Here is a 21,508-nt window from a genome sequence, read left to right as displayed (position 1 = left end):
TTCCGTATAGAAACAAGCATTCAATATAAATCGATTAGCCTATAAACAGTTCCCCGCTTATTTACCTTGCTTATCAATCACAACCTCACCATCTTCTTTGATAAAATCACTTTGTTGCCTATTTGGTAAAATATCTAATACCACTTCAGAAGGCCGGCACAACTTTACGCCTAGTGGAGTGACGACAATCGGCCGATTAATCAGAATCGGGTACTGCAACATAAAATCAATGAGTTGGTCATTTGTATAGTTATCTTGTTCTAAATTTAATTGCTCATATGGTTCAACATTTTTTCGCAGTAATGCCCTTACCGTGATTTTCATATCGGCAATAAGTTTTACTAACACATCCTTAGTCGGCGGCGTGTCAAGATAGTAAATAATCGTTGGCTCAACACCACTATTGCGGATCATTGCAAGGGTATTGCGCGAAGTACCGCAATTGGGGTTATGGTAGATGGTGATATCATTCATTGGGTTACCTTTAATTTAATAGTGAAAGTCGGAGCACTAGCGCAACAAGTGTGACTATGAGCACCGGGATCGTCATGATAATCCCTGTTTTGAAATAATATCCCCATGTAATGGTCATGTTCTTTTGTGATAAAACATGAAGCCACAACAATGTCGCCAAACTCCCTATTGGTGTGATTTTAGGCCCCAAATCGGCACCAATCACATTGGCATAAACCATTGCTTGTTGGATTAACCCCGTCGCGTCACTCCCTTCAATAGATAGCGCACCAATTAATACCGTTGGCATGTTATTCATTATTGAGGATAAAAATGCAGTGATAAATCCCGTACCAATTGTTGCTACCCATAACCCTTTATCCGCAAGGTAATTGAGCGTTTCAGAAAGATAATCGGTTAACCCTGCATTTCTTAAACCATAAACAACCAAATACATACCTAAAGAGAAAATGACGATTTGCCACGGTGCACCACGTAAGACTTTTTTGGTATTAATCGTTTGGCCTCTGGCTGCAATCACCCAAAGAATTAAGGCGCCAATAGCGGCAATCGCACTAACCGGAATCCCCAAAGGCTCTAAAACAAAAAAACCAACCAGTAATAACACCAGTACTAACCAACCCGCTTTAAAGGTAGTCATATCCTTAATGGCTAAAGTCGGTTCACTCAGTTTGGTTACATCATATTGTTTAGGAATATCTTTACGGAAAAACCAATGCAACATCACGAGTGTTGCAACAATTGCTGCAATATCTACTGGCACCATAATCGATGCATATTCAGTAAATCCAATATTAAAGAAATCCGCAGAAACAATATTAACGAGGTTCGAGACAATCAGCGGCAAGCTTGCTGTATCTGCGATAAACCCTGCCGCCATGACAAAGGCTAACGTCGTGCCTTTATTGAAACCAAGCGCAAGTAACATTGCAATCACAATGGGCGTTAATATCAATGCCGCACCATCGTTGGCAAATAAAGCAGCCACCGTTGCACCAAGTAACACAATATAGCTGAATAACAGTCTTCCTTTACCCCCGCCCCACTTGGCAACATGTAATGCCGCCCATTCAAAGAAACCACTTTCATCTAAAAGTAGGCTGATAATAATGACTGCAACAAATGTCGCTGTGGCATTCCACACAATATTCCAAACTATCGGAATATCTTGAAAGCTAATGACGCCAAAAATAAGGGCTAAAACGGCCCCTGCCGTAGCACTCCAGCCAATACCCAGTCCTTTGGGCTGCCAAATAACAAAGGTGATCGTTAAAATAAAAATGAATGCGGCAATAAACATAAAAACCTCATGAAAAGGTGCTTTTCCGCACCTTTTATTTTTAGAAAATAAAACTTATTCTGCGAGCTGACTTAATGCAGATATCCCCACAGGCTCTGTTTCAAGCAAAGGAACAATAGCAACACGTTTTGCCAATGTTGATGTCACCTTTTCAATCTGAGCGACTTCCTGTTCTGCTCTTGAAAGTAACAATGGTGATGTTGTTTCCGTGATAGATAGACTGTTATTGATCACCCACGCCCACGGATGTATATCTGCCCGTATTAAATCATTTTGTAAGTTCTCCGCCTCAAGCACAGGCGTAGTTTCAGCGAGTGTCGTAATAATAACTTTGGTGCGTTCAGGATCTTGTAATTGCATCATCGGTGTTAAATAGTGGCCTTTTTCGCCCATTTTTTTAGCAATTTCTTTATGGTATGCCCCTGTTGCATCTAGAAGTAATAATGTATGTCCAGTCGGCGCAGTATCCATGACGACAAAACGTTTACCCGCGTCTCTAATGATGCGAGAAAATGCCTGAAATACCGCTATTTCTTCTGTGCATGGAGAGCGTAAATCTTCCTCTAGTAATGCACGCCCCTCTTCATCTAAATCTTTCCCTTTGGTTTCTAAGACATAATTACGATAACGCTCAGTTTCAGCGATAGGGTCAATTCGGCTAACTTGAAGATTGGGTAAAACACCATTGAGGGTTGATTCAATATGCGCAGCTGGATCAGATGTGGTCAGATGTACATCAAGCCCTTTTTCTGCCAATTTAACTGCAATTGATGCCGCAATCGTTGTTTTCCCTACACCACCTTTGCCCATTAACATAATCAGCCCATGCTGTTGCTGAGATATTTCGCCAACCAGTTCTGACAAGGTAGGTAAAGAAATAGGTTGTTTTGTCGGAGTAATAGTTGGAATTTGTGGCATCTCATTAGATAACAACTGCTTCAGTGCATCGACACCCACCATATTGATATTTTGTAAATAAAGAATATCGACAGGTAACGAGCGTAGTGCTTCAGGCATAGACTCTAATGCCGCTTGTTCACGAGAGTAGAGCGCATGGGATAACTTATCATTTTCAGTCACCGCCGTTTCAGGGAAAACACCATTGACAATTAATTGCTGATTTCTGATACCCAGAGATGACAACTCGCTATAGGTTCTCGCAACCTCTCTCAATGCCGCTGATTGAGGTCGTGCAACTAATACTAACCTTGTTAGTGATTTATCACTCAACGCTTCCACCGCCATGCTGTACTGTTCACGTTGTTTATCAAGACCAGACATTGGCCCTAAACATGACGCACCATCAGGATTATCAGTAATAAAATCACTCCATGCACTCGGGAGTTGTAATAAACGGATGGTATGCCCCGTTGGTGCGGTATCAAAAATGATATAGTCAAATTGCTTTGTAATTTCGGTATTGGTTAACAACCCAGTAAATTCATCGAAAGCTGCAATCTCTGTGGTACAGGCACCTGATAGCTGTTCCGTAATACTTTGAATTACCGCTTCAGGTAAACTTTCTTTGATTGGATTAATAATTTTGTTTCGATATTCTTCAGCGGCAGCTTGAGGGTCTATTTCAATAGCAAATAAATTTGGAACCCATGTTATTGGCTTAATATTGTTGCCTATCGATTGAGAGAATACTTGCCCAACGTTAGAAGCTGGATCAGTGCTCACCAGTAAGACTTTTTTCCCTTTTTCAGCCAACTTAATTGCGGTCGCACAAGAAATAGAAGTTTTACCCACACCACCTTTTCCAGTAAAAAATAAATAATTAGGTGTGTTATCTAAAAATTTCATTTTATTGCTCCTGTTAACAACACGTTTTACCATTACCACAACACGATTTAACAATTTCGGCTTTTTCAATATTCGGCCGAATACCAAACCATCTTGCTAGCTCATGTCGTTTTGGGTATCGACCAGTCAGCACAATCTCACCATCAAGAATCAATAGTGGAAGTGACTCGGCGCCTGCGGTTTCCAAAAATGTTTTTGCTTTTGTGTTGTTAACGAACTCCATAGGCTCTTGCGCTAAATTAAAACGCCTTATACTTGCCCCTTGTTTTTTTAACCAATCCACATCTGTTGCGAAGTCTACCAATGCTTGATCGACTTCGGTTCCGCAAACACCAGTGCTACAGCATAATGCGGGATCAAATACTTCTAATTTTTTCATATCTCAACCTTATATATGTTTTTTCGAATATGTTAACTTAAAAATTTTTATATAGAACAGCTACTCGCAGGTTCTTTTGTCTCTAAGCTTTTGAGTAAATCTGCAACTCTATTTTTCTCTGTGGCATAGGTGACATCAATGATACTTTTCACCCACGGTAGTAATGCTGGAGATAATCGATAATGAACCCATTTACCATGTTTTGAATCGAGCAAAAGACCCGACTCTCTAAGCATTGCTAGATGTCGAGAAGTCTTTGGTTGCGATAAATTCAAGGCCGTATAGATGTCGCAAACACACAGTTCACCAGATGCTTTTAGCAGTAGCACGATATCCAGTCTGGTTTGGTCGGCTAAAATTTTAAACAGCAGTAGTGGTTCCATACTTTCTCCTATATTTAATGTGTGTAAGATATACCAAGGAAATACATTCGTCAAAACATATATATTGGCCTATGAATTATCTAAACGAACGCTATCTTTATTTATTGATAATTCCTTACTGAGGAAATTAGAACCTTTAATTTTTCAATGTAATAGTATCAAGTGTTAATACTGTCGTATAACACACTATCTGTAGCCCTTGATATTACAGGGCTAGGAGCAAACTTTGGACTTTTCGATGAAATGGGCACACAACCCCTGCTTGCCGTTAATTTGTTTAAGCAATCACAGCATTTTCGCGAAAAACAAAAGATCGAGGATGCAATTCATTACGGCCTAATGGCCTGTAATTCATTCACAGAATCCAGCGAATACTGGCTCGCTTTAGCCGGTTTATATCAACAATCGAAAAATAGACTTCTGAGTATCAAAGCCGCCTTAAATTCTTATGTGTCGAACTGGGGATTCGGAGTACCGCATGACAAAGTGCTTTATTTTTTGAAGCAAGGCATGGATTTTTCAGAGCTCAGCTCAGATCCTGTTATTCAAAAAGTCACTAGTGGTGGGCTTGACTTAAATTTCGGCGGCACAAAAACCAATCATAACTACCCGATGATGAAAGAATGCATCGACGCATATTTCTCTCTTAACCAGCCAGTCACTGCCCTAAAGTTATATCAGAATTATGCGTTCTCCATGTACACAGAGACAAGTGCATTTCAAGAACGCTATGATTTTCGAATTGAGGAATGGAAGTCTGACTTTAAAGCTTTATGCCTGAAATATCTGAATGACTCCAGATCTGAAGTTACATTAAAGTGATGTATGGCTAGAAACAAAAATGCCGCATGATTAGTGCGGCATTTTGCTGGTGGCTTAATCTACCCCGCTCTGGGGGAACCCCTCGCGCGGCGCGTCCCCTCAGACACGCTCGCTACTTCAGTTGCCATCAGCATATCACACCGATCGCCGATCGCAGATTTTTTATACCTTTTCTTTCTGCTTCAGCTTTTCGTACAGAGCCATATGCCACTGGTAAGAGTCCGTTCCAACATGCTCGATGATCTCGTGGCATTTCAGTTTATTCATTCTGCCGAACTGGGTCGGTATGCCCATTTCTAACAACACGCATTCTGTCGCATAATGCTTAGCTTGCTTCGTGTCTTCAGTGTTGACAGTTGGCAGCATACAGCAAGTCAAAAAGACCGACAAAGCCAAAAGAAAAACAAAAAACGTCGGGACCAACAAAAAACCCAGCCTATCCCTATTCCAGAAGTAAACAAAAAACACAGCACTGGCAACTGTAATACCCAACGAAATCAAGCTCGGTAATTCTACCGATTCAGCCATAATCATCCGCAAACTCCTTCGGATTTCACGTAGCGCGATCGAAAGTGACCACTTTACGATGCATTCACTCGGTTTCTTCTGGGATCACTGCGAGCGGCAGATCACTGTGAACAACCTGCCAGCATTTAGCGAACTTCAACCGCAGCACTCTCTCTTGACAAACCAAGACGGTGTCTTCGCTGTCACGTAACGCCACCAGTTTTTTACCCGCCTGCATAGGCGTAAACCTGCCCGACACACCCGATAAAACATGTTTACTGCCTGCCAGATGAATAACGGTGTTATTGCCATCAAAGGCACGGATCAGTGAATAGCGATATGGCCCTTCAAAATAAACCGGCTGTACCAGTTGCTGCTGCTCCCCTTCGACCAGAGAATTAACAAAAAACCGGTCCAAATTCATGCGTAATTTTTTTACGCCGGTCGGATCCTGATTTGCCACTGAAGATGGCACCACAAAATTCACCGATTGCATTTCTGCCGAAACAACCTGAGTGGAAACGGCCATTGCCACTACAGATACGATTACCCTGATCATGATTTTCATATGCTCAACTCGTTTGTAAAACCCTTACGGGTGGCGGTCGCCGTGCCGGTTACCCCAACAATGGATAATTATCCTGGTATACCGACTACCTTCAATTTATGGGCTTTTAGGTTTCCTCCCTGTCAGCCCGTGGAAACGTCATCCTGATTATCGTCTGTAAATTTGTGATAATCAGGGCTGTGACTTTACAGCGGTGTTTCTTCATTTTTCGGCACAAACAGCACACATGAACCGTTGCCTGATTGCACCACCTCCGGCGAGCAAGCGTATGTTTCCTTTGTAGAGGCGAAGACAGTGAATGCCCAGCCACCAGGAGGCATGTTGCCTTTTCCAGGACTGAGCCAATCCACCTGCCCTTTCAGTTCGTATCGGCTTCCGTCGTAAATAACGACGGTGTGCAGCGACTGGTCAACGGAAGTCACTTCCTCAACCAGGAATAATTCGACCGGGCCATCATGGACGTGATGTTTGATTTCAGAATACGGCCGAGTTTCCACAGGGCTTGCACCGATCTGATTAATGCGAGAGTCCTGTTGCTGATCGGATGTATCGACTGAGGCATGGAGCTCTGCTGTCAACATGAGCATACCAGCCAGAAGCAGGAATGGCTTTTTCAACACTTACCCCCTTTTATCGCTCCCCCACGGAGCACAAACAGAAAGTTTGCCCCTCAGCAAACTCACTGTTTTTTGATACTGACCGACTGACGCATGATTGCCAACACATCACTGGCTGACATTTTCCAAGCTTCAGCTTGACGTCGCAGTACAAAAGCGCCCAACTCTATTCGCCGAGCATGATCTAACATGAATGTCATTGTATTCCCGGCTTCAGAGATCGTCATGCCGCAACCCACTGACCCATTGTTATTTACCACAAAGCCTTTGTTTTTGTTCGCGCCGTGGAACTTAGCACGCATTTCTTTTTCAAGCCCGAATAAAGCGCCGCAAAATGCGGTCAATTCATACCGGGACAGTTGTATCGTGATTTTCTGATCCCAAAGCACATCGCGCCCTTCCAATGTCATGGGTGCCATCGAGATATTCAGCGTCAGAAAACCTTCTTTTCCTTCGGACTGCACGTATTGAACATCCAATGCCGTCCGCTTTTTTTCATCGCGCTGGCGATCAGAGTACAGCTTCAGCTGTTCACCAAATTGATTCATAATTCCTCCTGATACCATAGTATCCCCAGCCAAGCCCGTGACGAAATTTTCGCCACCAGGTCAAAAGGTGAGATTGAACGGGTAGTTTTATTGTTTTATTGCATTCAGACCATGCCCCGAATCTCACCAAAGTGAGTTTGAGCGGGAAATATATACTTAGTTTCGGTGAGTTTGAACGGGAAATATAGTCTTGTTGATCAAGGCCTGACGAAAAAGGTGTGATTGGATGGGATGGCAAGGGAATAATGTTGATTTTTTACCCTGTTTTATGTCCCTACAGCCCGCTTCTTGTCTAAAACTCCTGAGTTTGTTCTCTTTTTAACCGATCAGTTCCCGCTATAACACACTTTATCGCTAGGTTACCCGCTACGACTCACTTTGGACAGGACGCATACCCACCACAACTCACCTTTCTCAAGCTTACTCCTATCAGAATTACCCGTTCAAACTCACTCTTTCATTCGTTTTGTTTACCAAATAAAAAACCCGCCTTTCGACGGGTTTCCGATATGACTCGCTTAATCCAACGTCGGGTTTCGGTTGTGAACATGCACGACCGAGTCCCGTCCAGCCTTGATGACCTCGTATTGCAAATAGCCAATACTATTCAGTTCGTTGAGAGCGTCGGTGATTTTACGGTTTTGGTCTGCGACCCTACCATTCATCATCAAGCGTTCACGAAGCCTCGACATTTGGATTGGCGCAGGCTGTCGTGGCAACGCTTCGAAATAAGTATACAGCGCCTGGGCTGTCTCATTTCTCGGCAGTGCCATTAGCGGCTTGCGTCGTAACAAACTTAAGTGGTCATTGCTGTAGAGCTCCCAAAGGCGCTCATCTGCTTCCAGTACAACCAGATCATCGACAACATCAAATTCTGCCTTCAACAGCAAGCCTGTTACCAAAAACTTCTTGGTACCTGGCGTTGTGAATGTGATGGTCTTTGCCCTGATTCGAGTTAACGAGTCGGCTATCTCCTTACGCAATTTCGAATCTAGCCGCTTCGATGGATACCCGCAGAACTGCGAGAACTCGCTGAATTTAACCTTGATCTTATTTCCATGCAGAGCATCAGGACATGCGCTAAACGCATGGATAATCCCCAACCAGCAACGAAAATCAATGAAATAGTTAAGCTGTGGACCGGTGATCACCACGTTGGTGTAGCCTTCACTACGGGCATACTCCAGGTAGCTGAGCGATTCGCTCGCGTCCAACGGCTTACCAACCTTTCCTTTCGATCGGATATTCGGTGTAAACACGCCAAGCCGCAATAACGAGACGGGTTGAACACTCGAACTGTTTGTTATTGTGAGTTTCCTGTGTGACGAATTTTCGTCAGCAGGTATCGCATCCTTGAATAACAGGATGTTATTACTACAATTTTGTTGCATCAAACCATAACCCCTCATGGTTGTGAATAAAAACTCGGCTTTCCCCTTTCAGACTCACCGAGTTTCCCACTGTACCACACCCAAATCCCATCCAAACTCACTTTCTTCCCTTTCAAACTCACTTTCCTCCCTTTCAAACTCACCTCAATCCTCTGTAGGCCACGCCACCAGCGGCCTGCGAGCGACAGGGATCTTTTAGGATCTGTTAGGAACTAATTAGGTTAATTATTAGGATCTAGCTTGTTGAAAAGTTGATAAGTGAAAACCAGCGCCCAACACAGGTACTGGTTTTTGTTTGGGTGGCTATTCTGCCCAATGGGCTTTGAGTTGTCTGTTAGCTTCATCTAACGCAGCTGAAGCTGAGGGCATGATGCGGTTATCGAAAACCCAGGGCGCATCTTTCCAGTTGCCTTGCTGCCGAATATAGCCCAGTCTTATCGCTTGCATGAATGTCATCGGCTTTGGGCTAATAGGATTCACCACCAGCCCCTTGGCGCGATTGACACGCACTTTCAGGTAAGCCAGCACACGCTCAGCCTGCGCTTCTTTTTGCCCTGACAAGTCCCAGATACTGCGTCTCAAATGCTTAATGGCTTCTTCACTGGTCACGCGTAATCCCTCGTAGAGTTCAGTACACTGATGCTTGGCAAATCGCACTGAAATTCAGTGTCATCGGCACGGTCTATCCAAGTTATACACGCTCCAGATCGCCATACCGCCAGAACGGGGTCGCTCATGCAGTTTTCAACACTCTCATCCGAGTCATCAAAGTCGTCGAACGTCGCTTCGCTATAGATGACAACATGGAGGAATTGCGGGTTTCTTTCCAATACAGCAAAAGCGTCGATCAGCGCGGATTTGTCAAATTTCAGCGTTACGTTCAAACAGCGAATATTATCTTGGAGTTTAAGTTCAGTCAGCATTGGTTACCCTTTCATGCCCTGAGGCTCTCTCATGGCGATCCTCAGCAGTTTTACGATGTTTTGTGCGAAATGATGCGATGAGTACCACATCGCATCGTAGAAAGCGTTACAGCGCTATTTCATTGCAGGCTCTTTTCGACCCAACGATATTCTTTGGATTGGAAATTATCCTGCAAGCAGATCGTGCATTTTCCGTTGCGGCACTCTGCGTAAACACTCCAGTGGAATGCGGGTGTATCACAGCTGCCGGAAACTGATTTAACAAAGCCACCGAGCTCATGCTTTTTTGCAATGGTAAGTTTGGACGTGGCGATAGCTGAGCGGAGCTCAAACGCATCAAACTCCACGGTAATTGACCCAGCTGGGAGCGTCACTTCGTTACAGACGGAGTACAGTTCGCGAGGTACGGTAAAGCAGGTATTAGCCAGCGCATATTGCTCAGCTGTTAGGTTTCGTGGCGACTCCACTGCACAGAGCAGCGTATCCCATGTAATGCCGATGTTTGCATCATGAGTTCGATCCACCAGCTGAAGCGCCTTGTGTGCCTCATATTCAGAAATGGGTTCCATCTCATTGTCAGACAAAACTTGGTGGATGTCTTCAGTATCCCACAGCTTGGAAAGCACAACATCGTATTGATTTTTTGTGGACAGGTGCGCGATTAACTCTTTGACTGTGCAGTACATAAGAAACCTCTTTTATTGATATTGTTTGTTTTGTTTACCTCTTTATTGAAGCATGACCTCAACCGCTGACGAAGAATAGATAGCAGAATAATTAATTTATTAGTTGCCATATTGGCAACCAATAGTTTAGATGCTACAATGTTGACAAATAGGAAACATGAGAGATGCAATGCACGTAATATCAAGAGAACCTTTTGACCAGGCATCCAAGCGATTTCCAAACAGTGCTCAGGCGCTATCTGACATATATCGAACACTCAAGCGCGACAGTTATCAAACGCCTGATGAGCTTAAAAAGGTTTTCCCCAGCCTTGATCGGATGAAGTATAGAGAGAAATGGTGGGTCATCGACATCAGTGGCAATTCATTAAGAATGATGTTTTTTGCCGACTTTGACCGGGGGAAAATATTCGTGAAACATATAACAACCCACGCTGAATACGATAGGTTGACTGATCACTACCGGAGAACAAAAGCATGATGTTTCAAGATGCAGTAAACGCAGCACAAAACCTGATAAGCATTGTGCCGTTATTGGGAAACAGCCATTCTCGCGAAGACTATGAAAAAGCCGTTCAACTGGTTGAGCACCTTGTCGAAAATGACCCAGACAACCCGCTTATCGACTTGATTTGCGCGAAGATTGATGCGTATGAAAAAACAGCGCCCGAATTTGCTGAATTTAACGAGCGCTTAGCAAAAAGCAATGGCGGTGTAGCAGCATTGAGAACGCTGATGGATCAATACCACCTTAATACGACAGACTTTCAAGATGAGCTCGGTTCGCGCTCATACGTTAGCCGCATCCTCAACGGTGAACGAGGATTAACACTGGAGCACATTAAAAAACTGTCTGCGCGTTTTAATATCCCTGCCTCCATTTTCATAGACTAAACGGTTACAATCGAGTTCCTACACTAACAAAAAACCCGCTTTTTATGCGGGTTTCTTTTTTGATTCAGTGGACAATCTTACCGAATTAGCTGCCGGTTGTGCAGAACAGTACAGGTCGCACCAAGACCCGCATGCAGCACGAAAGCTATCAACACAAATCCCCCTGAAGCTGGGATATGAAACGAGTCTAGGAAAGCCGTTGTCACCGTCAACATCAAACCAAAAAGGCCTATGTATTTAACCGCCAACGAGAGACACACAACCACTGGACTTCGCAGCCCTGGCAATTTGTGTGTTTCGTGATACTGGTACTTTGCATACAATCCACACAGCACCAGCAAGGACAATGTCATCAACGTTAAAGTGCCGATCAGTAGTGCCAGCATGACAACCCCCTTAACCCCAACTTGTCAGCCAATATGGCAAACGCTTTTCCACAGCTTTCGCGCTTCACCACTCACGTCGAATGAGTAGCTCTCACCCAACTCGTTATCATCGAACTTGCACACCAGGCCATACGGCGTAATGAGCATGTGCGCACCCGATACGCTGATCCCAAACAACCGGATGCTGATATGTACGGGAACAGACATCACCCCTTTACCCCTCTGGCGATATCGCTCTAACGCCGAACTGAACATGCCGCGATTAATCAGCACCTCCAGCAAGTGTTCGTTAACCCAACTACCCTGGCCGCCAAAGACGGTTGAATTCGGATTTACGCTGATAATGTTTCGTGGCTTCATCTATCCCCCCAGCGCTCTTTTCAGCGCCTCACTTTGGATGGCGTTCCCCCCCGGTATCGGGAAGTTCCAGTATCACTCAGCAGATATCGCTGACGAAAAAACCGCCCGAAGGCGGCTTTGACATTGGCTGTTAGAGGTCAATTTCCAGTAGAACAGTTTTGACCATCGTGCCGGACTCTTTGAAAGCTTTGTCTTCCAGTTCAGTGAATGAGCCCCCGAGCAGTTTCACACGCTCACGGAAGGCCTTGGTCAAGGCATCTTCACGGAACAGCACGCCCGCAGACAAAATGCCCCGCAGGCGACCACCTTGCGTATACACCCCACCTGAAAGCAGCAGATCCAACGCTCGGTTTGTATGCTTAATGTCGGCCTTATTTTTGAAAGGCGGGTTCATGATGATGACATCGAATTTCTCGTCCATTTCATGGCTGAGAAAATCAGCATTGACCAGTTCAAGGCTTGTGCCCGTAAATTCAGGGTTTACCAGCGACGTAATTTCAGGGTCGCTGTTCAGTTGCTGAACGCGCTTTTCATCCAGCTCAACAGCCACGATATTGAGGTTTTTTGCCGCTTTAGCCACAGCTTTGACAATACGCCCATCACCGCAGGACGGCTCCAGCACTCGATCCCCGTCCTGAATATTGGCACTGGTAACCATCGTATTGATGATTTTTTCCGGCGTTGGAAAAAAGTTGAAGTCGTCTTTTGGCACCACAACCGATCCAGACAGGATAATGTCGTCGATACGCCCTTCCGCACTGCCATCAAAAATATGGGCTTTCTCTTTGCGGTTCCACTTCCCACCAGCGGCTTCAAGCACCTTGTTGGTGTTGGTGTACAGGCGACGATCCAGCTGGCCTTCCAGGAAGAGTTTGTTGCCCTCCACACGCGCTTCAGACAGAACTGCGAGGACGTCATTTGATACTTGCATTTCTTACCCCAATTTATTGATATTGAATTAGCCACCAGCCCCACGCTGACGGCTTAAATTGCTTTACCCGATCACTACGACGGATTGATAGCTTTCAGCAGCCAGTACGTCGTCTTCATCGTTGTCCTGCCAGAACATGGCTGGTAGACGATCAACTTCAAGATGGCTTGGCATCCATCCCAGAGTGCGTGCAACCCAGAAACTTCGGGTATGCCCAGCATTATCGACAACGGATACCCGTTCGCCTTCATAGCCCACCAGCTGAGGACTCAGGTTCCCAGTGCATTGCAAACCGGTGCGCTTCGCGTACTGATGGCCTTTTTCCATCATTGCCATACACTCGGTGTAATGCTCGAAAGAGCCTGCTTTGCTCTTCGGTTCGACAACCCCCATCCACTGAGCCACGGCTTTTGCACGCTTCGCCAGCAGGGCTATCCCGACCTTGAAAACACCACGGTCTTGAGTGAAAACGTATTGCTGTTTTAGCTTGTCGATTTTCAGCTGGTTCATAACGGGTTTCCTCGTTGCGATAATGTTCGGCCTGCGATCAGACCGAACGATTAGGTGTCAGACTACGTACTGTACGTTTAACTCTTGATGAAGCTGCTTTAGGACTGTTTCCCCACTCAATTCCAGCGATTCCATTTTTCCACCGATATAGGCAGCGCCAGTCACTTCAGTGTGGAAAAACGCGCCACGATAAATGATGCTATTCATGACAATGGAGATAACCCCCACGCTGCGAAGCTCATACAACAGCTCTTCTGCCGTCCATTCCATCGCATTGATCCAACCACGCAAATCCTCCAATGCCCCTTCATCTGGCGTAGGAGCCGCAAGCAGTTCATCCAGCTGCTGCACAAACTCATGGTCTGGCTTAAACGCTCTAAGAAAGCTACCAATCGCTTCTTTTCCACTTAGTCGATTAAAACCGAATGAGACACTGCGATTAGATGAATGGAAAAACTCCAACCCTTCTTTGGGCAAGGATCCAATGGGCGCATCTGCACTAAACGTGACGATAAAACTTTGGATAAATTCTTGCTTATCTGACATGTGAATCCTCTTTTCTTATTGGTATCGTTGTTTTGTTTACTTAACCAGTAAAACATGACCTAAGCCGCTGACGAATAATAGAAAAGAGATTATTTTGAGAAACAATATCGAGTAGTGAAAATGTTATTTCCGGAAGGACTCCACAGCTATTTTCCCGTGGTAATGATGAAGCGCGCGAACGCTTTCCTTGTGGTCGTCATCACCCGCCTTGCCCGATTGGCTGTATCGCTTAGTTGTCTGGTATCGCTCAACCAAAGCCATATACTCCGGATCATTTGCCCGGTCATAACGGACAGCAAAGCGACGGCTGACCCCAAACTTGTTTCTACGGTTGGCACCCATGAATCTTCCTTTTAAACCCGAGTTGGTTCGATAGGAAGATCATCCCACAGGTTCAGCGCTGACAAAGAGGTTCAAAATAAAATACATTCCCCCTGTTTTTACTGGTTGAACAGCCTCCCAATTATCAAATCACTACCTTTGCTCGTGTAATGTATCCCGTCATGGGTTCGTACCTGCACATCGTTCACGGTAAGGTTAAACTGACGCCCAATAGCGACCTCGGGGTCGAAAAAAGCGATCTGTGTTTCATCCACCGCCTGACGGATTGCTTGTCTGGTATTTACCAAGGCGGCTTCGGTGGCAGGATTCTTCATTGCAGGTGGCAATATCCAGATAATCGATGCACCGGGGTTGCTCTGCTGGATTTGCTGGATAAACTGTGTTGCCTTCTGCTGGTAGTTCGTGACTTGGTTTGCACCGATGCCGTCATTAGCCCCCAGAGAGATAACCACGGTCTCATAGTCCTGAAAACTCATTGTCTGAACATAATCGTTCCACTTTACCGAACTGCGGTCGGTAAGCCCTGTGCTCTCCTTATAAAGGCCGTCTACTGGGATGTGCTTCTTTGCGCTCGTCGCGAGGGTATAGGTTAAGCTATCACCGATAAACAGTGGCTTAGCCAATGATATTGCAGGCAGGAACAGGGTAAGAAATAAGGCAGTTTTCATAACTATTTCCAGGTCGATACACTGCCGATGATTTTAAAAAAGATACTTTTTTAATCCACGTTAAAGGCCGACGCTTTGCGGACAAAAAAGCCCACACCATCTGGTGCAGGCTTGGAGTCGAACTTTTTAGCACGCCTCATCAGGCCATTGCGGTTTCGGCCAGAGACAAAGCTTGTTCTTGAGTTTTAGCGATCCCCAACCACAAGATCCTTGCTGAAGGAAAGTCGAAGCGCAGGATGTTCAAAGCGCGCTGTTCATCCTCAGCAAACACGGGCTTGTATGCCGCGACACAGCGCTCATACTCAGCACCTTTTCGTAGCTGAGGAATTGCATAAACGATGAAGCAACGGTCTTCTGGCTCACCATATTCCGGTCCTGCTATTGATACAGCGTAATCGAACGCAAATTTTTTCACGTCATAGAAACTACCACTTTCTTCATGTGACATCGTGTATTCAATTTTTGTCCCAGCATTAGCACGTTTTTTCATGTGCTCAGTTTGCTGAGCATTGTTCCAGCGGTGCAATTGCATACGGCTGGCTTCTTTGCCCTTCAGGACAGCCTTGGCGTTTGGCTTGTAGCCTTGCGCGATCAACGCGTCAATCCACTCGCGGACAGTCACTACTGAACCGTTGAAACGGATTGCTGAAGCTAAATGGTTTTCAGCACGTTTTTCGTTTGCATTGACTAATGGGGTCATCGTAACTTCCTCGGTTTATTCATTTTGTTTACCCAATCATTCAAGCATGAGATTGACCGCTGACGAAGTGATTACACGCTGATTTTTATCATAAAAAATGCCCATCGAGGGTGATGGGCATTAAGGGGTATCGTGGGTTTGGGAAGCCCACTTCATTGATCAGACGCTAAGCATGTGTGGCAGCGTCGAACTCGGGTGAAAACACTGGGTTAACGCGAATGACTGTAGCCATTTCGACTTTCAGATTTACCTCCACATATTCCCCGTGCTTTAGAAACTGAACTTTCTGGTCGATACGACGCATTCCAATGCCGTTAGATTGAGCCTGAACCCACCAATCAAAGTCGGGCGGGATTGTCAGAGTTAATCCGTGCCATTGGGTCATAAACACGTTACCCATTGGCTTATACGTTTTCTGAGGCTTGCACCAGAATGGAAACATCAGCTGAACTAATGCACCATTGCGTGGGTCTACAAACTCCAGGAAAACACCAAAAGGTGACTCTCCTAAGACCTTTTTAAAATCCATCCACGCAGCGTGACAGAAGGTATTATCTCTCAATACTTTAACCATTTTCACGTCGTTCATTTCATTCAGCCTTGTTGGTTTCTATGTAATTAGTAAACCATGACCTCAGCCGCTGACGAATAGCGTAAACTATATTATTTTGAATTATTTCTTTTGTGATTGGTTTTGCTTCAGGCAAAAAAATGCCCACCGAAGTGAGCGATTAAAACGGGGCAACTTAACCTTTCCCGTTGATGATCCGAATCAACCTTTCATTCTGCTCCTGTGCCAGTGCTTCCGCCATTTCCTGAACGGCCATCATACGTTTGGTTGGCATGGGCTCGCTGAACAACGACGCAGTAGCAATAGCTTCAAGATACTCAGACTTCAGCTGATTTGCCTCTGCATCAGCGATGGGGAAAGTAGGTAACGGTACGCGTTTCGCGATGGAGGTTGCGACAGATTTCTGCGTTTTCATCGCTGAATTAGTCACAACAAATAACAGGAAATATCCCGCTAAGATACCCAGGCCAATTTTAGCGATCTTTGCTTTGACTCCTTTCGCGGTCAACATGGCTATCGCTGAACAGGTAATGCCCAGGCAAATGAAAAAGAGCGCCCCACCAGAGGTAGAAGCCACTGCGGTGAATAAAGTGATCATATTTCCTCGCTTAAGTGTTGTGGTAGACCAGGATATTGTCCCCCGTAGACAACCGGTAATGAAATTTCTAATCCTCATTTTAAAAATCAAGCCCCCTCTAACTTGACAAGACCGCTAGCGAGGATATTGTTTTGATTAAAATTAATAACAAGGTGGTTAATATGGACAGTCGTCTTCGCGACCTAATCAATGATTATTTAAAACGCGTTTCTGAAGCCATTGAGTTAATGAAGCTCTCAGGGTTCGAATTGCCAATATCTAATAACGCGTGGGCAGGAAACAGCATTCCACAAAGCGGGGAGTTGCATAGTGGCATCAGGTATTTCAAACATGGTTACGGATGCGCCGTGCATTTACGAACGGGCACTATCGATTTTGATTTTGGAGAACACGGGGAATTCAATGGTTTCGATTTTTGGCGCTTATCCGGCTTTGCAAAGGACAATTTAAGCCAATATGGATTTCAAACACCTGATGAATTAAAGCAATGTTTCGACGCTGAAATAACGAAAAGCAATCTGCTTTATTCTGGTTACATTCTTTATTATCTAAATGAACAGCAATAGGCCGGAAACCGGCCTATAAAAACACATATCGCCTACTTATCCGTGAAAGAAAATAGGCATGTTTAATACTCCGTGAAAGAAAATAGGCATGTTTAATACGCCGCTGATAAAGTCCTTTTCAGCTTTCAAATCACGGTAAAACGGTGAGTGAGCCTCTGCCAGTGCCAACAACGCACCACGCTCCGGACCAAATTCATTCACCTGCTGGGTGATCTCCGCAAAAATTTTACGGACGGTTTCCAGGTGACTGGCTGGTAAGCCGTCTTCCTCCAGTAACTGAAGGAATTCCGTGAACATCACATTGCGCGGGATCGGGTTATATTCTTGAGACACATTCACCTCCTAAATGCCCTCAGGGGCGGTTGATAATGCTATTCATACACTGTATTAATTACGCGTTGTCCAGCGTGTCACGCCTTCAGGCAATGGCACTTCCACCTCGGAGAAGTAACCGGTCTGGTATTTTCTCGCTTCTGAGTTACGCGAAAAGATGTAATGCAACGCCAGTTCTTTGTTGGCAAAAGTCATCCTGGTAAAGGTTTTCACTGGTGCAATAATGCCCTCCAGACATTGATTTTCGTTGTACCCAACAGGGCAGATATCGAACCAATGAGCATGGTTGAATGGTGCTTTTGTCTTCGCAATCTTCGCTTTATTCGGATCGTCATAACGCTGAGGCAACGTCACTTCAATCACATCGACAGGGGCATCCTGGTGGAGGTGAGGACTACCAAGCAGTGTATCGATCATAGGCCTGCCGCTTTCATCGCGTAGGCTCTCTGCAAGCCACAGCGTGCTCTTAGAACGATGTGGATGTGACACGTATTCCTGTGCGTAGCGCCAGCGGACATCAAAGCTGTGTATTTCGGATACAGAGTTGCTATTCAGTGAATAGTCCAGCCCGCTGTATTCGAGATCCTTGTTCGTGCTGAACATGTTCACGTCGGGCATTTCCTTAGAGGAAAACATCCACATGTCAGCAGCCTTTGTGCTCAGTTCTTTGATGCGCCCTTCAGGGTGTTTGTAGAACGATGCATACATCTCCGCCAGACCGCTCTTGGCGCTCTCACTTTCCAGCAACTGATAGATGCAGTGTACCGATCGGCTTATAGAGCCCACGTACACAAAGTTCCATTCACTGCCTTCAATGCGGATGCCGATCGGGATCATCAAAGCTGGAACCTGGACTTGCCCACCCGTCTCATGAACGTAGTTCATCTCGTAGTAAGCTTCTTTCCAAAGATGAGACATTTCCGCCAGACGTCTTTGGTTGGCTGGGTTTAAACGATGTAGATCACCGGCTCTGCTTTCCACAAAGCTAAACGCTTCCTGTTTTTCTTCATAACTGCCAAAAGCAGCATTCAGATTCTTCCACGCCTCCGCCTCCGGCCATTCAAAAATTGTTGTTTCCGCCACATTCGAGGCGTTCAGTTTCACCCAGCTGCGTGAGCCTTCTTTGATTCCCGTTTTCGTCAGGTTGAAGTTAATGCGCTGCACCCAGATATGCGGCTCTATCCGATCATCACGCTCACCATCCGTTGGCGCAACGTACAACGATAATTTACCATTCGTGTTCACAATGAGGCGCAAAGGTGCGGCCTTAATTATGCGCGCAAAATCGACTATCTGAGGCAGCATATTCATGCCCCGGCAGGCGATCATGTCCATCACGCCCAGCAGGTTTTCCCACTGCGCTTTGTCGGCCATCGCCTCTGCCAAAGGTGCTCCACGGTTCGCTGCACGCCATGCCATGACTGTTTTGTCGATAACGGTATCTTGGTCGGCTTCATTCCCCACACGCCCTACCACCAGCGCTGCTTTCAGCAGGTCGCGAGACTTCTGCTCTGACTGACGCTCTTCTCGTAGGTACTTAGCCAACGATTTGAACAGCGCAATGTAGTAGGTGTGGTCCGAGCGCACAGCCCGAGAATAGATGTAGTGCTCCAGATGCTCAGCGGTGACCGCGTCCAGGCACAGGTAAGGCAAACGTGCGTCGTCTTCCTTCCACTGTTTGTTGTACTTTTCGATACAGACGTTGACGTTATAGTCACGCGTCACACTTCCTCTCTTGTTGCTATAACTGGTCTTGCTGACTGGCGCTTTGACATTCAACAGGCCGTCTTTGATAAAGGCTACAGCTACGTTGCGGTCGTCTTTAAAGTCCACGGTAAAACTAAAGGAACCATAGGAACGATCGTCATTTTCTTTGGCTGCACCTGGCGCAGTCTCTGGGTTCGCCAGTGAATGCCATTGGCACATCACACGAGAGCCGCTACGTAGGTGACTGTTTGCCCATTCGATGAAACCAGCCAAGGATGGATACTTTTTATTTTCTGGGTTACTCAGCATGCCTGTACCGTCAGCATCATGAATGAAGCGGCAATGTTGCTCTTGGAATTTCATCGACACAAAATTCAGACCCAGACTCCGGTCGTAGAAATCACCAAATAGTTGTTCCCGATGGTCAAGCCCACAACACATAATCAGGAAACGTTTGTAGTGCAGTGCCATGCGCTCATGCGCCTTCAGCCGATCAGAATAAGCGACGTTTTGGAATTTAATTTGTTCCCCATCCATCCCCCGGAACAAGCGCTCTTGCTCATCCCGAGACGGGAACAGCATGTTCGCACCCAGGTGAGACTCCACAGGGGACACGATGCGATACAGGTTTTCGCCGTCGCGAACCATCAAGAATACCTTGGCATTCTCGCTGTTATTAATAAGGTTTTCCATACGGTCTTTGTAGTCGATATAGCGGCGAGTCGTTGCCATGACCAGTACGCAGCGCGGCGAAGGGAAAATTTGATCCACCAGCGCATGGGTATTGCACAGCGCTTGATAGAACTTGTCCAGGTCACCAAAGTCGAACCAGTCACTTAAGTCGTGGTAGATGGCCAACTCTTCATCGACCATCAATTTCTGCTGAACAAAGGTCAGAGGCTCATTGCTGGGAGCGGACTGCCCTTTACGGATCACCTTCACGTTGACGTCTTTGCCAATATAGAGATCTAAAGACTTGATACCGTCCATCAGTTTGTCAACCTGAGAACGCGCATCTTCTGTTGCAGCCAGCTGCGCCGCTGCCATTTCGGCAAAATAAGGCACCACAGCCTGAACTGCCGCTGTAATTTCGATATTACGCTCTTGGATCCACTCGGATTGGATTGTCGCTATTTGATGGTTTTGCTCGGCCGCATCACGCATGTTCTTGATATCGGCTTCAGTCACGCCCGCTGCAATAGCATTACCCACCGAGCCTGTAGCCAGGCGAATAGCGTTATTACTGATAGCAGGCATGGTGCTCGCACTTACACCTTTCTTTGCGGCTTTTTGCTCAATACGTTCTGTCACAATAGCTTTCATCGCCTCAGGGTTAGCGAGAGACTTCGACAGAGATTGAGTTAGATCGGTAACACGCTGCTGGCACAATGCGACTTCAGCATCACGGATCTGACGCGCATCATCAGCGAATACAAAAAGCTCAACAAAGTCATTAAACAAGAATCGGTGCTCTTTGACAGTTCGCTTAACACTGTGAGAAACGCCGTCTTTGTCTACTGTGACAAAGGTTGCGTATTGCTCGTAGTGCTTCGGATGTGCGCGGAGGATGACGGTATGAAGCTGATTTTCAACCCAACGTAGGGATTCGATGAGAAGTACCTCATCCATCAGGATAGCTTCTTCTGGGATATCCTGCATTGCGCGCCAATATTGCCCGCTTTGAAGTGAGTTGAAACGCTGGATACGTTCGACGTGTTCTTCACGAACTACAATGCCTGTCATGGCTCTGCCCTCAATTGTGATTCATTTTCTATTACTATCTTTACACGTAGTGAACAGCTGACGAATAGGTCACAGGCGCACAGAAAGACATATTTGAATAGGGATAGAGGGATCTGACCAGCGCATGTTTGCAGGGCGAAACCACCTTCATTCACCTGCATGTTTGCAGGAGGAAACTCCGCCCCATCGTTACGCGTCTGCGGAAAACAGCATACTTGCAAGGGGTAAAATCAGCTCCTACGCTGCATG

The 21,508-nt window shown here is 45.8% G+C and carries 29 protein-coding genes; 4 read left to right on the top strand and 25 right to left on the bottom strand.

Translation table 11 applies throughout. The features are described from left to right. Window positions 1-57 precede the first annotated feature (57 nt). Genes arsC through PSF42_RS18625 form a run of 5 tightly spaced genes read right to left on the bottom strand, consistent with a single transcriptional unit; the run spans window position 58 to window position 4,342 of the window. The gene (gene arsC, locus PSF42_RS18645) at window positions 58-474 is read right to left on the bottom strand and encodes a glutaredoxin-dependent arsenate reductase (RefSeq protein WP_094963199.1); all 417 of its coding nucleotides are present in this window, start codon (window positions 472-474) and stop codon (window positions 58-60) included. 10 nt (window positions 475-484) lie between these two features. Beyond that, window positions 485-1,774, bottom strand: a complete 1,290-nt coding sequence (locus tag PSF42_RS18640; RefSeq protein WP_166267946.1) for an arsenic transporter — start codon at window positions 1,772-1,774, stop codon at window positions 485-487. Window positions 1,775-1,828: 54 nt separating this feature from the next. Then, window positions 1,829-3,580 (bottom strand): arsenical pump-driving ATPase, encoded by a 1,752-nt coding sequence (arsA, locus tag PSF42_RS18635; protein WP_191901270.1) that lies wholly within the window; start codon window positions 3,578-3,580, stop codon window positions 1,829-1,831. 13 nt (window positions 3,581-3,593) lie between these two features. After that, the gene (gene arsD, locus PSF42_RS18630; protein ID WP_042847034.1) at window positions 3,594-3,959 is read right to left on the bottom strand and encodes an arsenite efflux transporter metallochaperone ArsD; all 366 of its coding nucleotides are present in this window, start codon (window positions 3,957-3,959) and stop codon (window positions 3,594-3,596) included. Between the two features lie 47 nt (window positions 3,960-4,006). After that, complete coding sequence (locus tag PSF42_RS18625) at window positions 4,007-4,342, bottom strand: metalloregulator ArsR/SmtB family transcription factor (RefSeq protein ID WP_042847035.1); 336 nt, start codon at window positions 4,340-4,342, stop codon at window positions 4,007-4,009. Between the two features lie 243 nt (window positions 4,343-4,585). Here PSF42_RS18625 and PSF42_RS18620 point away from each other — a divergent pair, with 243 nt between their 5' ends. Beyond that, entirely contained in the window at window positions 4,586-5,164 is a 579-nt protein-coding gene (locus tag PSF42_RS18620) for a hypothetical protein (protein WP_042847036.1), read from the top strand. A 162-nt stretch (window positions 5,165-5,326) separates the two neighbouring features. On the opposite strand, the gene PSF42_RS18615 is transcribed toward PSF42_RS18620, so the two are convergent. The 8 genes from PSF42_RS18615 to PSF42_RS18580 form a co-directional block, all read right to left on the bottom strand. Continuing rightward, window positions 5,327-5,698: a hypothetical protein gene (locus PSF42_RS18615; protein WP_042847037.1), complete on the bottom strand. Its 372-nt coding sequence runs from the start codon at window positions 5,696-5,698 to the stop codon at window positions 5,327-5,329. A 58-nt stretch (window positions 5,699-5,756) separates the two neighbouring features. Beyond that, entirely contained in the window at window positions 5,757-6,239 is a 483-nt protein-coding gene (locus tag PSF42_RS18610) for a hypothetical protein (RefSeq protein ID WP_272680490.1), read from the bottom strand. Between the two features lie 185 nt (window positions 6,240-6,424). Further along, window positions 6,425-6,856, bottom strand: a complete 432-nt coding sequence (locus PSF42_RS18605; protein WP_144138807.1) for a hypothetical protein — start codon at window positions 6,854-6,856, stop codon at window positions 6,425-6,427. Window positions 6,857-6,918: 62 nt separating this feature from the next. Next, window positions 6,919-7,404 (bottom strand): hypothetical protein, encoded by a 486-nt coding sequence (locus PSF42_RS18600; RefSeq protein WP_226617273.1) that lies wholly within the window; start codon window positions 7,402-7,404, stop codon window positions 6,919-6,921. Window positions 7,405-7,922: 518 nt separating this feature from the next. Continuing rightward, complete coding sequence (locus PSF42_RS18595; RefSeq protein ID WP_052219406.1) at window positions 7,923-8,795, bottom strand: RepB family plasmid replication initiator protein; 873 nt, start codon at window positions 8,793-8,795, stop codon at window positions 7,923-7,925. A 303-nt stretch (window positions 8,796-9,098) separates the two neighbouring features. Beyond that, window positions 9,099-9,377 (bottom strand): hypothetical protein, encoded by a 279-nt coding sequence (locus PSF42_RS18590; protein ID WP_162762192.1) that lies wholly within the window; start codon window positions 9,375-9,377, stop codon window positions 9,099-9,101. Between the two features lie 23 nt (window positions 9,378-9,400). After that, complete coding sequence (locus PSF42_RS18585) at window positions 9,401-9,718, bottom strand: hypothetical protein (protein WP_042847040.1); 318 nt, start codon at window positions 9,716-9,718, stop codon at window positions 9,401-9,403. Window positions 9,719-9,837: 119 nt separating this feature from the next. Next, window positions 9,838-10,404: a hypothetical protein gene (locus PSF42_RS18580; RefSeq protein ID WP_042847041.1), complete on the bottom strand. Its 567-nt coding sequence runs from the start codon at window positions 10,402-10,404 to the stop codon at window positions 9,838-9,840. Between the two features lie 169 nt (window positions 10,405-10,573). On the opposite strand from PSF42_RS18580, the gene PSF42_RS18575 reads away from it, so the two are divergent. Together PSF42_RS18575 and PSF42_RS18570 are read left to right on the top strand one after the other, a co-directional pair. After that, window positions 10,574-10,885, top strand: a complete 312-nt coding sequence (locus PSF42_RS18575; RefSeq protein ID WP_042847414.1) for a type II toxin-antitoxin system HigB family toxin — start codon at window positions 10,574-10,576, stop codon at window positions 10,883-10,885. Next, complete coding sequence (locus PSF42_RS18570; RefSeq protein WP_042847042.1) at window positions 10,882-11,298, top strand: helix-turn-helix domain-containing protein; 417 nt, start codon at window positions 10,882-10,884, stop codon at window positions 11,296-11,298. Before PSF42_RS18575 ends, PSF42_RS18570 begins: the two co-directional genes overlap by 4 nt. A 77-nt stretch (window positions 11,299-11,375) precedes the next feature. On the opposite strand, the gene PSF42_RS18565 is transcribed toward PSF42_RS18570, so the two are convergent. From PSF42_RS18565 to PSF42_RS18520, 10 genes are all read right to left on the bottom strand, one after another. Then, a complete protein-coding gene (locus PSF42_RS18565) occupies window positions 11,376-11,684 on the bottom strand; it encodes a hypothetical protein (RefSeq protein WP_166268285.1) in 309 nt (102 codons plus the stop codon). Between the two features lie 24 nt (window positions 11,685-11,708). Then, a complete protein-coding gene (locus PSF42_RS18560; protein ID WP_166268283.1) occupies window positions 11,709-12,044 on the bottom strand; it encodes a hypothetical protein in 336 nt (111 codons plus the stop codon). Window positions 12,045-12,174: 130 nt separating this feature from the next. Beyond that, window positions 12,175-12,975: a methyltransferase gene (locus tag PSF42_RS18555; RefSeq protein ID WP_042847045.1), complete on the bottom strand. Its 801-nt coding sequence runs from the start codon at window positions 12,973-12,975 to the stop codon at window positions 12,175-12,177. A gap of 63 nt (window positions 12,976-13,038) precedes the next feature. Beyond that, window positions 13,039-13,485, bottom strand: a complete 447-nt coding sequence (locus tag PSF42_RS18550; RefSeq protein ID WP_052219361.1) for a hypothetical protein — start codon at window positions 13,483-13,485, stop codon at window positions 13,039-13,041. 57 nt (window positions 13,486-13,542) lie between these two features. After that, window positions 13,543-14,031: a hypothetical protein gene (locus PSF42_RS18545; protein ID WP_042847046.1), complete on the bottom strand. Its 489-nt coding sequence runs from the start codon at window positions 14,029-14,031 to the stop codon at window positions 13,543-13,545. Window positions 14,032-14,154: 123 nt separating this feature from the next. Further along, the gene (locus tag PSF42_RS18540; protein ID WP_042847047.1) at window positions 14,155-14,373 is read right to left on the bottom strand and encodes a hypothetical protein; all 219 of its coding nucleotides are present in this window, start codon (window positions 14,371-14,373) and stop codon (window positions 14,155-14,157) included. Between the two features lie 98 nt (window positions 14,374-14,471). Beyond that, window positions 14,472-15,041 (bottom strand): DUF459 domain-containing protein, encoded by a 570-nt coding sequence (locus PSF42_RS18535; RefSeq protein WP_072035184.1) that lies wholly within the window; start codon window positions 15,039-15,041, stop codon window positions 14,472-14,474. 139 nt (window positions 15,042-15,180) lie between these two features. Next, complete coding sequence (locus tag PSF42_RS18530) at window positions 15,181-15,741, bottom strand: hypothetical protein (protein WP_042847048.1); 561 nt, start codon at window positions 15,739-15,741, stop codon at window positions 15,181-15,183. A 166-nt stretch (window positions 15,742-15,907) separates the two neighbouring features. Next, entirely contained in the window at window positions 15,908-16,330 is a 423-nt protein-coding gene (locus PSF42_RS18525; RefSeq protein ID WP_042847049.1) for a hypothetical protein, read from the bottom strand. A 157-nt stretch (window positions 16,331-16,487) separates the two neighbouring features. Continuing rightward, complete coding sequence (locus tag PSF42_RS18520) at window positions 16,488-16,988, bottom strand: hypothetical protein (RefSeq protein ID WP_166268279.1); 501 nt, start codon at window positions 16,986-16,988, stop codon at window positions 16,488-16,490. Between the two features lie 83 nt (window positions 16,989-17,071). Here PSF42_RS18520 and PSF42_RS18515 point away from each other — a divergent pair, with 83 nt between their 5' ends. Continuing rightward, entirely contained in the window at window positions 17,072-17,476 is a 405-nt protein-coding gene (locus PSF42_RS18515) for a DUF6896 domain-containing protein (protein WP_042847052.1), read from the top strand. 36 nt (window positions 17,477-17,512) lie between these two features. On the opposite strand, the gene PSF42_RS18510 is transcribed toward PSF42_RS18515, so the two are convergent. Further along, on the bottom strand, window positions 17,513-17,809 hold the full coding sequence (locus tag PSF42_RS18510) for a hypothetical protein (RefSeq protein WP_042847053.1): 297 nt from the start codon (window positions 17,807-17,809) through the stop codon (window positions 17,513-17,515). 54 nt (window positions 17,810-17,863) lie between these two features. Next, on the bottom strand, window positions 17,864-21,259 hold the full coding sequence (locus tag PSF42_RS18505; RefSeq protein ID WP_042847054.1) for a hypothetical protein: 3,396 nt from the start codon (window positions 21,257-21,259) through the stop codon (window positions 17,864-17,866). Between the last annotated feature and the right edge of the window lie 249 nt (window positions 21,260-21,508).

It is taken from the genome of Providencia sp. PROV032 (assembly GCF_028484875.1).
Lineage (GTDB): Bacteria > Pseudomonadota > Gammaproteobacteria > Enterobacterales > Enterobacteriaceae > Providencia > Providencia rettgeri_E.
This window is presented reverse-complemented; position numbering and strand designations above follow the sequence as displayed.

What these genes read in the sequence shown, in the direction of transcription:
- arsC (WP_094963199.1), bottom strand. Translation starts at nt 474, where the DNA reads ATGAATGATATCACCATCTACCATAACCCCAATTGCGGTACTTCGCGC.
- PSF42_RS18640 (WP_166267946.1), bottom strand. Translation starts at nt 1,774, where the DNA reads ATGTTTATTGCCGCATTCATTTTTATTTTAACGATCACCTTTGTTATT.
- arsA (WP_191901270.1), bottom strand. Translation starts at nt 3,580, where the DNA reads ATGAAATTTTTAGATAACACACCTAATTATTTATTTTTTACTGGAAAA.
- arsD (WP_042847034.1), bottom strand. Translation starts at nt 3,959, where the DNA reads ATGAAAAAATTAGAAGTATTTGATCCCGCATTATGCTGTAGCACTGGT.
- PSF42_RS18625 (WP_042847035.1), bottom strand. Translation starts at nt 4,342, where the DNA reads ATGGAACCACTACTGCTGTTTAAAATTTTAGCCGACCAAACCAGACTG.
- PSF42_RS18620 (WP_042847036.1), top strand. Translation starts at nt 4,586, where the DNA reads ATGGGCACACAACCCCTGCTTGCCGTTAATTTGTTTAAGCAATCACAG.
- PSF42_RS18615 (WP_042847037.1), bottom strand. Translation starts at nt 5,698, where the DNA reads ATGATTATGGCTGAATCGGTAGAATTACCGAGCTTGATTTCGTTGGGT.
- PSF42_RS18610 (WP_272680490.1), bottom strand. Translation starts at nt 6,239, where the DNA reads ATGAAAATCATGATCAGGGTAATCGTATCTGTAGTGGCAATGGCCGTT.
- PSF42_RS18600 (WP_226617273.1), bottom strand. Translation starts at nt 7,404, where the DNA reads ATGAATCAATTTGGTGAACAGCTGAAGCTGTACTCTGATCGCCAGCGC.
- PSF42_RS18595 (WP_052219406.1), bottom strand. Translation starts at nt 8,795, where the DNA reads ATGCAACAAAATTGTAGTAATAACATCCTGTTATTCAAGGATGCGATA.
- PSF42_RS18585 (WP_042847040.1), bottom strand. Translation starts at nt 9,718, where the DNA reads ATGCTGACTGAACTTAAACTCCAAGATAATATTCGCTGTTTGAACGTA.
- PSF42_RS18580 (WP_042847041.1), bottom strand. Translation starts at nt 10,404, where the DNA reads ATGTACTGCACAGTCAAAGAGTTAATCGCGCACCTGTCCACAAAAAAT.
- PSF42_RS18575 (WP_042847414.1), top strand. Translation starts at nt 10,574, where the DNA reads ATGCACGTAATATCAAGAGAACCTTTTGACCAGGCATCCAAGCGATTT.
- PSF42_RS18570 (WP_042847042.1), top strand. Translation starts at nt 10,882, where the DNA reads ATGATGTTTCAAGATGCAGTAAACGCAGCACAAAACCTGATAAGCATT.
- PSF42_RS18565 (WP_166268285.1), bottom strand. Translation starts at nt 11,684, where the DNA reads ATGCTGGCACTACTGATCGGCACTTTAACGTTGATGACATTGTCCTTG.
- PSF42_RS18560 (WP_166268283.1), bottom strand. Translation starts at nt 12,044, where the DNA reads ATGAAGCCACGAAACATTATCAGCGTAAATCCGAATTCAACCGTCTTT.
- PSF42_RS18555 (WP_042847045.1), bottom strand. Translation starts at nt 12,975, where the DNA reads ATGCAAGTATCAAATGACGTCCTCGCAGTTCTGTCTGAAGCGCGTGTG.
- PSF42_RS18550 (WP_052219361.1), bottom strand. Translation starts at nt 13,485, where the DNA reads ATGAACCAGCTGAAAATCGACAAGCTAAAACAGCAATACGTTTTCACT.
- PSF42_RS18545 (WP_042847046.1), bottom strand. Translation starts at nt 14,031, where the DNA reads ATGTCAGATAAGCAAGAATTTATCCAAAGTTTTATCGTCACGTTTAGT.
- PSF42_RS18540 (WP_042847047.1), bottom strand. Translation starts at nt 14,373, where the DNA reads ATGGGTGCCAACCGTAGAAACAAGTTTGGGGTCAGCCGTCGCTTTGCT.
- PSF42_RS18535 (WP_072035184.1), bottom strand. Translation starts at nt 15,041, where the DNA reads ATGAAAACTGCCTTATTTCTTACCCTGTTCCTGCCTGCAATATCATTG.
- PSF42_RS18530 (WP_042847048.1), bottom strand. Translation starts at nt 15,741, where the DNA reads ATGACCCCATTAGTCAATGCAAACGAAAAACGTGCTGAAAACCATTTA.
- PSF42_RS18525 (WP_042847049.1), bottom strand. Translation starts at nt 16,330, where the DNA reads ATGAACGACGTGAAAATGGTTAAAGTATTGAGAGATAATACCTTCTGT.
- PSF42_RS18520 (WP_166268279.1), bottom strand. Translation starts at nt 16,988, where the DNA reads ATGAGGATTAGAAATTTCATTACCGGTTGTCTACGGGGGACAATATCC.
- PSF42_RS18515 (WP_042847052.1), top strand. Translation starts at nt 17,072, where the DNA reads ATGGACAGTCGTCTTCGCGACCTAATCAATGATTATTTAAAACGCGTT.
- PSF42_RS18505 (WP_042847054.1), bottom strand. Translation starts at nt 21,259, where the DNA reads ATGACAGGCATTGTAGTTCGTGAAGAACACGTCGAACGTATCCAGCGT.